The following is a 13560-nucleotide window of genomic DNA, read 5'->3' as shown; positions in this document are numbered from 1 at the left end:
ATATGGTAACGCTTTGGCTGCTTAGTGTTTGGTTATGGATTGGGTCAGAAGCGCCGACTCCCGGCGGGCGTACCTTTGCGGTTGTTGTGGGAATTGCTGATTACCAGGCGCTTTCTCAGAATAACGGCGATTTACGGTTTGCGGACAAAGATGCCCGGCAAATCGCGCAATTTTTGGAGAGCCAGTCTGCCGGGCGCGCCGAAACGCCACGCATTCGCCTGCTGACCAATCAGCAGGCGACGTTGGCTAACATTCATCAGGCGTTGGCTGTGTTTCGGGAAGCCAGGCCCGGCGACCGCGTTATTCTCTATTTCTCGGGGCACGGTTCGGCGGGTTGTTTTCTTCCCTACGATGCCCAGTCCGGGGACAAACTGCTGACGTACGGCGATATTAAGGCCGCTTTTCATGCGTCAAAAGCCGAGACCAAACTGTGTATTGCCGACGCCTGTTTGTCGGGAGGAATGACGCAACCCCAAAAGCAGCGCGAGATGGCACAGTCCATCACAACCGGTACGCACAACGGGAAAAATGTGGCGATGTTATTAGCCAGTCGGTCAACGCAGAGCGCCGTGGAGGCCGGTCTGCTGCAGGGGGGCGTTTTTACGTATTTTTTGTTGAAAGGGCTAGCGGGGCAAGCCGACCTGAATGGTGACAAAATCGTGACCATCCGGGAATTGCACCGCTATATTTCACCAGAGGTACGGCAGAAATCCCGCGGTCGGCAGACGCCGATTTTTTACGGGCGTTTTTCGGATAACCTGGCCTTGTCGTACCTATAAATGAGAATGATTACCAAAACTGTTGCATCCTATCTTTAATCTATGGCCCAACCGTTTACTTCATTTCAGGAATTCAAACGAAGGTACCCTATTCAGCCCGGCGATCCCGCGGCTTTATTGGGTACTGGCTCATACGGTCGTGTCATCAAAGTAGAGGATCAGCTTGAAACCGAGTGGGTTGCAATCAAAATCAGCGAATTCAAAGGGAATGATACCAAGTCGTTAAAAGCGGAAGTTGATCTGGCCAAACGGGTGCCCCGGCAGGCTAATATTGCCCGTTACGATGCTTGTTATCGGCTGGAAACCGACACCAGCATCAGCGATTTTGCCATCATGAAATACTATCCGGATGGTAATCTGGCCGATTTGTTAAAGCGGGCCGCGTTGACGGACAATCAATTGTACGGAATTACGCGGGGTATTCTGCTGGGCCTGCAGCATTTGCACCGTCACCGGATCGTGCATCGGGATTTTAAACCCGCCAACATTCTTATTTCCCGTGATAATGCCGGACGGTTTATTCCCAAAATTGCCGATTTTGGGTTGAGTAAACTGGTGAGCGACGACGAACTCGACAGTTCCGATTTTGACTTGAGCGACGGTCGGGGCACCCCTTCCTACAAAGCACCGGAACAGATCGAGGGCAGTCGGGTTAGCTTTAACCTCGACCTGTGGGCCTTTGGTATCATCCTGTACGAAATGCTGACGGGTGAAAAACCGTTTCGCGCCGACGCCCGAAATGTCAGCGAGCAGTCGGTTCGCCGGGAAATAGAGAAGAAAATCATCACTGTGGATTTACCGGATCGCCTTCGGGAGATCGGCGAGCCTTACCAGTCCATGATCCGGCGGTGCCTGGTGCGGGATATTCACCAGCGGGTTCGGAAGGAGGATGAGCTACTGGACTTGCTGGATCACATTCCGAAACTGTTGGGTGAGGCCAAGCAACTGGTTGATCGTCAGCAATATGAGCAGGCTATTTTGCGGTATGAGCAAGTACTTGCCAAACGGGAAAATCAGGCCGAAGCCGAACAGGGCATCAATACATGCCGGGCGGGAATCGAGCAGAAACATATCCAGCATTTATTGACCGAAGCCGAAGGTCTGATCGCGTATCAGCAGTTTGAAGGCGCCAAAAACCGCTACGAGCAGATTCTACAACGCAACCCGACGCAGGAAAAAGCCGTTCGGGGGCTGGCATTCTGCATCGAGCAACTTCGCCCTAAAACCGTTTTCGTTGCCCCGGAAGTGACGGATGTTTTTGTGTCCGAAAGCACGGATATTTTCGCGCCATTGCCGGTTGTTGCTCCAGTTGTGTTGCAGCCTGAACCAAAACCGGAAACCGTTGCTCCGGTGCGGATCGTTAACCGGTCGATACCGCAAAAGGAAATTCGGAAGACGGTTCTGACCCCAACGGCCCATCCGACGAGTCGGCGTTTTCCGTGGCGTCTTGTGATTCCGGCTGCGGTTTTGGCGGGCGGAGTAATGGGGTATATCCTGCTGAAAGAACCGGCACCAAAAACACCGATTGAATCTAAGCCAGTTACTGAACCGGTAAATTTTACGCCCAACCGTACTGGAAAGAAAACATTGGTTTTACCCATAGCAACACCCAATGCAGGTTCGGCAAAAGAAGAGAAAAGTGCCATCAAGAAGCGAGTGGATACTGCACTGGCCAAAGCTCGTTCGGCTTTTGCCCGCAAGGATTACGAGACAACATTAATGTTGACCAACAGCGCCTTGCAGCTGGACCCGTCGCGCCGGGATGTTCGGGATTTGCGGACCAGGGCGGAGAAAGCCCGGTTGGCGAAAGCAACAGTTTCGACGGAGCTGGTCGTAAATTCACCGCCGGTAAAACCGTCGCCGACAGAAGCTATCGCGAAGCCGGAACCAATCGCAAGTGCCGAAGAAAACCGTCACAAAAAGAAAAAGGAACAACAGGACGCCTATGATCAGCGCATCGAGCAGGGCATGAAAGCCATTACCGGCAGTAACGACAAGGCCCGGGCCGCCACGGTTTTTGCGAGTGCGCAGGCAATGGCCAAAGAGCACGACCTGATTACTGCCAAAGCGGATGAAGCCTATAGCTATACCATGAATAAAGGAAACGGGTATTTCAACCGGGAAGAATTCGACGGAGCCAAAGCCTGGTTTCTGGTCGCGCAATCCCTGAAAGATACCGATGAAGTCCGCCGTAAAATCAAACAATGCACCCACTAGTCATTTAAATCTATGAGGAAACCAGTACACGTATTCATTCTCTGCCTAGTACTCTCGCTTGTCGTATTTCCCTCGGAACGGGTATTTGCCCGAACCAAAACCGTAGCGTTGGCTGTCGATGAAGAATATGATCGCTACAAAAAAAGAGGGGATGAGTACTTTAAAGAGGGAAAATACCTTGAAGCCCGCCGTCAGTATCAGAATTGCCTGGAAGTGCCTGGTTTCGAGAACGATGCCTACGCAAAGAAACGCATTCAGGACAGCTCAACCGGGCTGACACTTCGTCAAAAAGCAGAAGAGGCTGCCCGTCAGGGCAAAAGCAGAGAAACCATTGATTTGCTGCATGAACTCCTGCATCTGAACCCCGACGATACAATCACGATGACGCAGATTGCCGACCACTACGAGCGCGAAGGCAATAAGCTATACAATCAGAAGCAGTACCGGGAGGCCCGGACCAATTATGAAGAAGCGGTTAAGTTCGCCAATGCGACCAAAAAAGAAACGCTGTTGATTCAGATCCGGACGATTGATGACCTGATGAATATCGCACCGCCCAAACCGTCCAGAAAGATCGGCTTAAAGGTCTTTACCGGTGCCGTAGCCGTGGGAGCGGGGGCCTATGCCTTGCTACTGCGGAGTGATTTTCAATCGAAATTAAGCACGCTGAATCAGGTTAGCCAGTCGGTTGATCCGGGCAATACGGGTATTATTGCTAATCTGGATGCCTACCGGCAGTACGACGATGCCTACACGGCTGCCGAAGCGGCCAGGAAGAAAAACGGACTGTTTACGGCCTGCCTGGGCGTAGCGGCCGTAGCCACGGTTGCCGAGGTGTATTTATTGCTGCACAAACCCAAACCCCGCCAGACGGCCTTCCAATGGCAACCCTCTTCTCAATCGCTGGGCCTGGCCGTTCAGTATACATTCTGATTTTTAATCTGTTCAGGTGATTTTTCTTCGTGATGAAATCTATATCTACTCGTCTACTAGCCAGTCTGTTTGTTTGTTTAATCAGCGGTTTTTTTATCGGTTGCGAAAAGTGGGAGCTACCCGGTCGGAAAACAAAACGTGAGTGTACAAAACCCTCGGGGAGTCTGGATGCGCAAATCCAGCAAAAAAAGGTGAACTTTTCCATTGCTGGCATTGCTGGTACCATTGACAAAATAACCTGGGAGTTTGGCAACGGCAGCACCACCGTTACGACCGGGTCGACGGCCAGCCACACCTACGCGTCCGCCGGTACGTATTCGGTCAAAGTGACGCTCACGAATACCTGTGGGGATGAAACCGTTCTTTCGCGCACGGTTGTGGTTGCAGATGTTACTGCGCCAACGGTTAGTTTGCAGCCCGCTTCGGATATTTCCACTAACTCGGTTACGTTGATTATGACCATGATCTCGACCGGTAACGGGTCGGTTACGAGCTACGGTATTTGCTATTCCAGTACGAACCCTGTACCTGAAAAAGGGGATGGGCCGACGACAACCGTGGAGAAAGACGGCTCTCTTCCAGCTAACACAACGGCTACGTTCAATCCCACGAATCTCCAGCCCAACACAACCTACTACGTTCGGAGCTTTGCGGTTAATGAGAAAGGAATCAGCTATAGTTCGCCTGTGCAAACTTTTCAGACGGGTTCAAAGCCGGCCGTTAGCAATATGGGGACCTCGAACCTCGGATTAACTACCGCCAGCATCAACTTTGTGGTGATGAATTCCGGAAGTCCGGCTGCGGTCGAATACGGTATCTGCTATTCATCGACGATCACGACTCCGGAAGTGGGCAACTCCCTGCATATTGTGGTAGCCACGCCCACCGTAGGAACCAATACGGCGGTGCAGTTGAAAGACCTGAACCCGAACACCAAATATTATTACCGCGCTTACGCCAAATTGTCTTCGGGTGAAATCATTTACAGCTCAACGACCGAATCGTTTACTACCCAGATCGACACCCTGGCCCAGGATCTGATCGCGTTGGTTTCGTTTACCGATGGTTCCAAACAGGATGTTAGCGGGAACAACAACCACGTTTTCTTCGTGGATAACCCTGTTTTTGTGGCCGACCGCAAGGGGAAAGCCAACTCGGCGGTTCAACTGGACGGTATCAATGATTACTTCTACATGCCTGAAAATGCCAACGGTAGCCTGCGTCCGAATGCCATCTCGGTAAGCGTATGGATCAAACCGAATGCGATCAATAACGTGAATGACCGGATGCAGATTTTTAACAAATCGCGGTGGAACGACAGCGCGCACGAAATGTACAGCTCGCTGGTTAAGATCAACGAAACCGGCCCCGGTCTGACGTTCATGACGAACATCAAGCAGAACAGCAATTGTCAGGTTGCTCAATCGTGGCAAAGCTTCCAGTTTAGCAGCAACCCGCAGCTGGGTGCCTGGCATCACCTGGTGCTTACGTATTCAGGACGATCCATTCGAATGTATTTCGATAATGTGCTGGTTGATCAGGACGATAACCTGCCGGCAACGACGATGGATAATTGTCCGGGGGGCGAGCTGAAGTTCGGCGCTCAGATCAAGGATTTTCCGAACTACTTCAGTGGCGCGATGGACGACATCCGAATTTACCGCCGGGCGCTGACCGCCAGCGAAGTGCAATCCTTGTATAACCAGTAGAGCGTTCGTTACTGAATTTTCTTCAAAACCCGTTGCGCCAGCGATTGAAAAGGGTGGGTCGAATCCGTGCTGATTTGCTTCAGGATGGGGAGAGCCCGCCCTTTGTCATTGTTCTTGACGTAAGCCAGTGCCAGAAACCAGTCCGCTTTTTGGTGAAGCGCAGATGAGGGCGTCTGCCGGGCTTTGAGCAGAAGGGGAATGGCGTTGGCTGGCTGTTTGTTGGCCAGATAGCTCAGTCCGGAGAGGTAGTTTTTGTAGGCAACGGTTTGCTTGTCAACGGGTAGAGTCCTCAATTGCTCAATGGTCCGATCATAATTTCCCGCTTTGTAATTTCGTAACGCGTCCTGGAAGGTGGTCAGCGTTTGGGCAGGAACACCCGTGGTTGGAAGTCCTTTCAGCGCGTCGCCCGACCGAAACGATTCGGTGTAAGCCAGCTCGGTTTGCTGGCTGGCAGATTGCTGGTAGGTGTAGTAGCCAATGCCGGAGAGCACCACAACGGAAGCAGCCGCAGCCCAGTACCGCCAGGACCTAAGCGGGCGGACCGTTGCAGAAGGCTGATCCAGCGGAGTAGCGGGCGTCATTGATGCCTGGTATTGGTTCCGGGCTTGCTGAAGTGCCTGCTGAATACCCAGGGCGCGCAGCCCCAGCCGCAGTTCCCGCTGGCGATTTACTTCGGCCAGCAGTTCCGCGTCGGCCCGAATCTCGTTCTCGAAAGAAGCCTGATCCGCTGCGGAAAGCTCGTTACGAAGATAGGCTTCTAGTAGTTCGTATTGTTCTTCCGATAATCTCATTCTTCCTATCGCTTAGCGGTTTGCTGGTAAATAGCCTTTAATTTTTCGGCGCATTGGTACCGTTTTGATTTAACTGATTCTTCTTTCATGCCGAGCCGACCCGCGATTTCCCGTAGAGAAAGCTCTTCAACGTAAAACCACTCCAGCAGGTTTCGGCAGACATCCTTGAGTTGAGAAAGGGATTGTTGAACCAACTGGACAATATCCATTCGTTCCAGGTCTTTTTCAACATCACTCGTATCGGCCGGATCAAGGTAGTCCGGCATGGTGCCCCGGTAGCGAAGCCGGGCCGATTTAAGTTCGGTCAGCCATACACGTTTGCAGTATTCAAATGCCACCGTCGTAATGCGGGTGCCGGCCTGAAGCTGGTACGTTCCGGTTTCGATATTCAGCAGGAAGTTCAGCAATCCTTTCTGAAACGAATCTTCTGCATCCATTGCTGAGCCGTTGTTGGTGAGTACCCAATGCTGAAACGAAGGAAACACCGCATGATACAAATATTGATAGGCCCGCTCGTCACGACGGGAAAGGCCCACGTAAAAATCCTGGTCAGTTTCGTAAACCGGCAACAGTCGACTTTTCATAAAACAGAGGTGTGGCCGAAGATAAACCCGAACGAATTACGCCGGGGGCGGTAGTATATAGGCAATAAGCGTAAAAGGTAATCAGTTCGACGGAAGTTTTTACCATAAATAAAACACGCCTTCCATGCAGCGGGGTGAAGCACATTGAGGAGTTGGGCGCAAACGGTCGAAGTTAGATAATTAAGGGGATTTATTCAACGGCCTTACCGACTTCCATTCGACCACCTACTCACTTTAAGTAGAATACGGTCAGGCACTTGCAACCCTTTTTGCGGTTTTGAACTCTTAGTAATTATTACGCTGCCCCAAACCTTACGAATGCGTATGAAGGCTTTCGCTAAACGCCTGCTAAACCATATTCCCTACATTCGGAATATGCGTTTGCAATTGGAACGGTATCACACCATGTTTCCTCCGGGCCATTTTTATAGCCCCATCGTGGACGTCGATGAACTGGCTCCCATGCGGAGCGCAATTTTTGCCAAGAATCAGGATCAGTTAAAGGGAATTGACCTGCGTAAGTACGCTCAATGCAAACTATTGCAGCAACTGGCCCGGTTTTACCCCGCCATTCCTTTCCCGGCCCAGCCCGATTCGGCTTTTCGCTATTACTACGAAAATGATCTTTACAGCTACGGAGATGCCATTGTGCTGCACGCGATGCTGCGCCATTTTCGGCCCCAACGTATAATAGAGGTCGGTTCCGGTTTTAGTTCGGCGGTGATGCTCGATACCAACGATTTGTTTTTGGATAAAGCGCTTGCCTTTACCTTTATCGATCCGAACCCCGAACGGTTATACGGTTTGCTGCGCGAAGACGATCCGACGAACGTGACTATTCTGGAGTCTCGGCTGCAATCCGTTCCGTTGCCAACGTTTGAGCAGCTGGAAGCGGGCGATATCTTCTTTGTGGATTCGACCCACGTTTCCAAAGCCGGAAGCGACGTCAACTATGTTTTTTTCGAAATCCTTCCGGCGCTGAAGAGCGGAGTTCTCATTCATTTCCACGACATCTTCTATCCGTTCGAATACCCCGAAGAATGGGTGTTCGGCTGGAAAGGTTTCGGCTGGAATGAAAGCTATATGCTGCGCAATTTTATGATGTATAATCACAAATTCGAAATTCTGTTTTTCAATTCGTTCATGCACCAAAATTACCGCACCTGGCTTTCAAAACACATGCCGCTGTTTCTCTACAACCCCGGCGGAAGTATTTGGCTGCGGAAAAAATAAACAAATCGATCAGAACCGGCCGTGCAGAATATAGCTGTCGGTTCGGGCGTACAGCGACGAATAAAAACTGAAATCGGGCCGGTTGGTGTCGAGTCGTTTATCGAGCCGCAAAACCGGGCTGCCGGGAGCAATTCCCAGCTGATGCGCCAGGTTGCCGTCGGCCACTACGGCCAGCACCTTTTGTTCACCGCCTTTGACCAGCAAACCGTATTTGGTTCGTAGCAAATCGAAGAGCGACCGGTTTTCGAGCCGCTGACGCGGAAAGCCGGGCAAATAGCGATTGGGCAGCATTACTTTTTCAAAAAAAACGGGTTCTTCTTCCATCGCCCGCAACCGTTCCAGAAAATAAAAGCCAGCTTTGGTATCTTCTTCGGTGGGCGTAAACAAAAAGTCGTCGGGAAAAGGATGGAGCCGGGGCTTGGTTAAAATGGTGGTTGTCATCCGCTCGCTCCCGCTGGCATTCGATGTATTGGCCAGCCGCCCCACGAGCGACATGACGCCCAGCCCGATGGGCAACGGTTGCACGATGCTGCCTTTTCCCTGGTGTTTCCGAATATAACCGTCCTGTACCAGCAATCCGAGCGCCTGCCGAATGGTGGGTTGCGTCAGACGAAACTGATTCTGCAGGTCTTTTTCCGACGGGAGCAGGTCCCCGGCTTTGAAATCACCCCGGATAATTTGCTGACGTAAAGACTCGTAAAGATACTGATACTGCGGAATACGGGTAGGCCGATCGTTCATAGAGAAAGGTTAGTTGATGAACAAGTATACAAAAAACTCCTCGAATAGAGACTTATTATAATAAGTTGTTGCAATACTAAGCCGGACTTTATACCTTCGTTTTTCATTCGTAACTCCTAGCGATTAAACAAATGGATCAACTCTGGCTGACAAACAAACGAATTGTGGTGGTCGGTGGAACGACGGGGCTGGGCCTATCCGCTGCTCAGGCGTTTGTTGGTCAGGGCGCCCGGGTCGTGGTGGTTGGCCGGAATGAAGAGAGTTGCAAAGCGGCCGAGGCCCAACTGAACGGTTTTGGCCTGGCGCTGAAGGGGGATGCCAGCGATCCGGCAACCGCCATTTCGGCCATTGCGCTTTGCCGGGGTACGTTTGGGGGCTTCGACGGTTTGTATCACGTAGCGGGCGGGAGCGGTCGGCGGTTTGGCGACGGGCCGTTGCACAGCCTGACGCTGGAAGGCTGGAACAAAACATTTGACCTGAATCTGACGTCGATCATGCTGTCCAATCAGGCCGCTGTTCAGGCGTTTCTGGAGCAAAACACCGGCGGAACCCTGCTGAATATGGGCTCGGTTCTCGGTTTTTCGCCCTCGCCCAATTACTTTGCTACCCACGCTTACGCGGCTACGAAAGCGGCCATTATCGGTTTTAGCCGGTCCATCGCGGCTTATTACGCCAAAAACAACATTCGGATCAATGTGCTGGCGCCTGGTCTGGTGGAAACGCCGATGGCCCAGCGGGCGGCAACCGATGAAACCATCCTGAAATTTATCAGTACCAAGCAACCGTTGGAAGGCGGGCGAATCGGGCAGCCCACCGATCTGGATGGGGCTGCAGTCTATTTTATGTCGGACTATTCACGCTTCACAACGGGTCAGGTCCTGGCGGTCGACGGAGGATGGGAAATGAGTGAAGGCCAATATTGAAAAACGGTATACGGTTTTCAGTGGATCGAAGATCGTTACAAAAAACATGAACCGTAACCCGAACATGCATACCATTGGCATCGACATCGGCGGAACCCGCATCAAAGGCATTGTGCTCGAGGCCGAAACCGGCCAGGTTGTACACCGGGTTGTCTGTCCGACCAATGACCGGGAAGATGGGCAATGGAAACAGGCCGTTGTGGATACGTTTGAGCAATTGAAAGCGGCCGTAAACGGGACGATTGTGGGCGTTGGGCTGTCAGCACCGGGCTTGCCCACGCCAACCAACGATGCCATCGCCAGTATGCCGGGCCGTTTGCCGGGGCTGGAAGGCCTGGTGTGGTCGGAATTTCTGGGTGTACCCGTTCGGGTGCTGAATGATGCCCACGCGGCCCTGATGGCCGAAACGCGCTACGGAGCTGCTCAGGGAATTCAGCATGCCCTGATGCTGACCCTGGGCACGGGCGTGGGCGGAGGATTGCTGATCAATGGTACTCTGTACCAGGGATACTATCAGATGGCGGGACATCTAGGCCACGTTTCGGTCAATACCGACAGCAGCCAGTTGGGCATAACGGGCACGCCTGCCAATCTGGAAGATGCCATCGGCAATGCCACGGTTTCCCGGCGTTCGTACGGACGGTATACTACGACGTATGAACTGGTTGATGCTTACCGGCAGCATGAACCGCTGGCAACGGTCGTCTGGCTTACTTCCGTTCGCCAGCTGGCGGCCACCCTGGCGGGCTTTGCCAACGCTTTTTCGCCGGAGGTGATCGTGCTGGGTGGCGGAATTACCCAGGCCGACGATGCCCTGTTTGGTCCGTTGGAAACGTTTCTGGATGTATTTGAATGGCGTCCTGCGGGTAAAAAAACGACCATTCGCAAAGCCCGTTTCGAAGACTGGGCCGGAGCGATTGGCGCAGCAGGATTTGCCAGCACATTAAATAGCGAGATCAATACCCTATGATGATTCAATCTTACCTAGACAAATGCCGTGCGTTAATCGACACCGTTGAGCGGCAGACGGAGCAGTTACAACTAGCCGCCCAATGGTTTTCCGAAACCATTCTGGCGGGGCGCATGGTCCACATTTTTGGCTCGGGACACAGCCGGATTATGGTGGAGGAAATGTGGCCACGCTACGGTTCGTTTCCGGGCTTCAATCCGATCGTGGAGCTATCGCTGACCTTTCACAACCTGGTGGTGGGGGCCAACGGGCAGCGGCAGGCTATGTTCCTGGAAAATGTTTCCGGGCTGGCCGAGCGGATTCTGCGCAATTATGACCTTTCCGAACAGGATTCAGCGCTGGTTATTTCGTCGAGTGGGTGCAATGTCGTCCCCATCGAAATGGCGGAAGAATTCCAGAAGCGGGGCGTCAAAGTGGTTGCCCTCATTACCAAAGAACATTCGGACCGCAGCACCAGCAAACGCAAGGATGGCTTGAAACTGAGCGATTTCGCGGATCTTGTGCTGGATACTGGCGCTCCTGTGGGTGATGCCATGGTAAGGGTTCCGGAGCTGGAAACCCCGGTAGCACCGGGCAGTACAGTTGGGGGTGCTCTGATTATCAACAGCATCAAAGCTGAGCTGGCGCGCCTGCTGACTGAAGCCGGGCAGCCGCCGAAGGTATTGACTGCCGGCGTGGTGGTTGGTCCGGAGCGGGCCACCGAACTGTTCGAAGCCGCCTACGACGAACACGCGCACCGCCTGGCAAAGCTCTACGCGCAGGTGGGCACCTTGCAACCGAACGGTTCGGCCAGTACACCCGCTTAATTGGTAGATAAAGATTTGATTCTGATATTCCTAACCCCTTTTTTATGCAACCAAATCCCATCCGCACCACCGTCATCGGGAGCTATCCGTTTCCGGGCTGGCTGGAGTTTGCTTCCCAAAATCTGGATCAATTTGGGCTGGCCGATGTTGAAGAAATGATTGAAGACGCCGTGGTCGCGGCCATTCATGACCAGACTACCGCCGGTTTGGACGTGATTACGGATGGCGAACAGACCCGGCTGGATTTCAATCTATCATTTTATGGCTACATCCAGGGCTTACAGCCGAATCATGCCGAAACGCGTAAATTCGGTCCTCCGGCCCACGATCAGCGCGGAAAACATTCAATTGTTGCACCGTTGACCGCCCCAAACGGTTTGGGGGCCGTGAAGGAATACCAGCGGCTGAAAAAACTGGCTCCGGCCGGGCCGACACTAAAGGCTTCTATTCCGGGCCCGTATACGCTCAGTGGTCGGATGTTACCGAATGATCGCTACAAAGACCGTTATGACATTACGGAAGCGCTGTTGCCAATCGTTCGTAAGGAATTGGAGGATCTGGTAGCGGCTGGTTGTGAGGAGATTACCGTTGACGAACCGTCGATGTCCTGTTATGCCTACAAGGAAGATACCAAGCGGTTTGTTGATATTTTTAACCGAACCGTAGCGCCGGTTGTAGGCAAATGCCGCCTGTCGACGCACCTTTGTTTCGGGAATTTCAAAGGCCGACCCGTAGGATACCGGAAACTGCACCCGATGTTGCCGGATTTTCTGGACCTGGCAGTCGATGAAGTACACGTGGAGATGGCAAACCGGGAGTTTGATGAAATCGAATTGATTGCTGAGTTTGCGCAGAAGATGGACGTGGCGGTGGGCATCATTGATGTGAAAAACTACTACATCGAAACCGTTGCCGATGTGGTCGAGCGCATTGAAAAATGTTTGAAATACATTCCAGCTGAAAAATTGGCCGTAGCGCCCGACTGCGGTTTGAGCCAAACCGCCCGCTGGGCCGCCCGTCAGAAGCTGATCAATATGGTGGCTGGCGCCAAACAGGTAAGGGGCTAATTCGTTAAAACCTCAGCGCGGGTTTGCGAGTTGTTAGGCAGAATAACATCGCACTGTGGTTATGGAAACGGTTTGTGGAGTGAGCTGTATCGTTCCGTTTTACAACGAAGGCAAACGAATTTTTCCGGTTCTGGAAACCGTGACAAGCCTGGGTCTATTTGATCAGGTGATCTGCGTCGACGACGGTTCGGAAGACGATACATTGGCGCAAATCCGGCAGCGGTGGCCGCGTATCACCGTTATACGATTACCGGAAAATCAGGGCAAAACGGCCGCAATTCAACGAGCTTTGCAAACCGTTGTATCGCCGTATGTGCTGTTGATGGACGCCGATTTGCGAAACATTGAGCGGGATGAACTGGCGCGCATTGTCGAAACGGTTGGTACCTGTCCGGATATCGACATGATTATTCTACGTCGCTTGCATGCCGAATGGTTTGTCAAGATGAACCGGGCCGATGTTCTGCTGTCTGGCGAACGCATTTTACGCACCGATGATCTGCGCGCCATCCTGGAAAAACCCGTTACCGGTTTTCAACTGGAAATGGCGATCAATGAATACATGTGGACCCATCACAAAGAAGTTCGCTGGGTTCCGTGGTCGGCTCGGAACACGTACAAAATGACAAAATGCGGCCCTGTCGAGGGTTTTTTCAAAGACATGGTGATGTATGCCAATATTTTGGATTACATCGGTCTGCTTAGTTTCTTTCGGCAGGTGGCTCATTTTGCCCGAAAACCGTTACCCGCCCGGGCGTTTATACAGGCCTGACGGTGAGTCCATGAGAGCCCTGGCGGTTCTCGATC

Annotated in this window: 13 protein-coding genes; 10 read left to right on the top strand and 3 right to left on the bottom strand. The window is 52.4% G+C overall.

The features are described 5' to 3' along the window. Positions 1-2 precede the first annotated feature (2 nt). The 4 genes from ACYVH9_RS13085 to ACYVH9_RS13070 are packed head-to-tail and all read left to right on the top strand — an operon-like array spanning position 3 to position 5638. Complete coding sequence (locus ACYVH9_RS13085; RefSeq protein WP_460636802.1) at positions 3-779, top strand: caspase family protein; 777 nt, start codon at positions 3-5, stop codon at positions 777-779. 42 nt (positions 780-821) lie between these two features. Continuing rightward, positions 822-2996, top strand: coding sequence for a serine/threonine-protein kinase (locus ACYVH9_RS13080; protein WP_460636801.1), 2175 nt, complete (start codon positions 822-824; stop codon positions 2994-2996). Between the two features lie 12 nt (positions 2997-3008). After that, a complete protein-coding gene (locus ACYVH9_RS13075; RefSeq protein WP_460636800.1) occupies positions 3009-3929 on the top strand; it encodes a tetratricopeptide repeat protein in 921 nt (306 codons plus the stop codon). Positions 3930-3961: 32 nt separating this feature from the next. Next, positions 3962-5638 carry a LamG-like jellyroll fold domain-containing protein gene (locus tag ACYVH9_RS13070; RefSeq protein ID WP_460636799.1) on the top strand — a complete coding sequence of 559 codons (1677 nt, stop codon included), beginning with the start codon at positions 3962-3964 and terminating at the stop codon, positions 5636-5638. An 8-nt stretch (positions 5639-5646) separates the two neighbouring features. Here ACYVH9_RS13070 and ACYVH9_RS13065 read toward each other — a convergent pair whose 3' ends face one another. Together ACYVH9_RS13065 and ACYVH9_RS13060 are read right to left on the bottom strand one after the other, a co-directional pair. Further along, positions 5647-6429 carry a hypothetical protein gene (locus ACYVH9_RS13065; RefSeq protein WP_460636798.1) on the bottom strand — a complete coding sequence of 261 codons (783 nt, stop codon included), beginning with the start codon at positions 6427-6429 and terminating at the stop codon, positions 5647-5649. Between the two features lie 5 nt (positions 6430-6434). Next, positions 6435-7013 carry an RNA polymerase sigma factor gene (locus ACYVH9_RS13060; protein ID WP_460636797.1) on the bottom strand — a complete coding sequence of 193 codons (579 nt, stop codon included), beginning with the start codon at positions 7011-7013 and terminating at the stop codon, positions 6435-6437. Positions 7014-7337: 324 nt separating this feature from the next. Between ACYVH9_RS13060 and ACYVH9_RS13055 the strand changes: the two genes are divergently transcribed. Further along, positions 7338-8246, top strand: a complete 909-nt coding sequence (locus tag ACYVH9_RS13055; RefSeq protein ID WP_460636796.1) for a class I SAM-dependent methyltransferase — start codon at positions 7338-7340, stop codon at positions 8244-8246. A gap of 9 nt (positions 8247-8255) precedes the next feature. Here the strand turns inward: ACYVH9_RS13055 and ACYVH9_RS13050 are convergent, their stop codons facing one another. Next, the gene (locus ACYVH9_RS13050; RefSeq protein WP_460636795.1) at positions 8256-8987 is read right to left on the bottom strand and encodes a GntR family transcriptional regulator; all 732 of its coding nucleotides are present in this window, start codon (positions 8985-8987) and stop codon (positions 8256-8258) included. 131 nt (positions 8988-9118) lie between these two features. Between ACYVH9_RS13050 and ACYVH9_RS13045 the strand changes: the two genes are divergently transcribed. The 5 genes from ACYVH9_RS13045 to ACYVH9_RS13025 all read left to right on the top strand — a co-directional run bounded on the left by ACYVH9_RS13045 (position 9119) and on the right by ACYVH9_RS13025 (position 13525). Next, complete coding sequence (locus tag ACYVH9_RS13045; protein ID WP_460636794.1) at positions 9119-9910, top strand: SDR family NAD(P)-dependent oxidoreductase; 792 nt, start codon at positions 9119-9121, stop codon at positions 9908-9910. 46 nt (positions 9911-9956) lie between these two features. Then, positions 9957-10880, top strand: a complete 924-nt coding sequence (locus tag ACYVH9_RS13040; protein ID WP_460636793.1) for an ROK family protein — start codon at positions 9957-9959, stop codon at positions 10878-10880. Continuing rightward, positions 10880-11686 carry a sugar isomerase domain-containing protein gene (locus ACYVH9_RS13035; RefSeq protein ID WP_460637589.1) on the top strand — a complete coding sequence of 269 codons (807 nt, stop codon included), beginning with the start codon at positions 10880-10882 and terminating at the stop codon, positions 11684-11686. The genes ACYVH9_RS13040 and ACYVH9_RS13035 overlap by 1 nt, the downstream gene beginning before the upstream one ends. A gap of 44 nt (positions 11687-11730) precedes the next feature. Next, positions 11731-12753, top strand: coding sequence for a methionine synthase (locus tag ACYVH9_RS13030; RefSeq protein ID WP_460636792.1), 1023 nt, complete (start codon positions 11731-11733; stop codon positions 12751-12753). Positions 12754-12814: 61 nt separating this feature from the next. Further along, a complete protein-coding gene (locus ACYVH9_RS13025; RefSeq protein WP_460636791.1) occupies positions 12815-13525 on the top strand; it encodes a glycosyltransferase family 2 protein in 711 nt (236 codons plus the stop codon). Positions 13526-13560: the final 35 nt, after the last annotated feature.

The organism is Larkinella harenae, from assembly GCF_054780515.1.
This window is presented reverse-complemented; position numbering and strand designations above follow the sequence as displayed.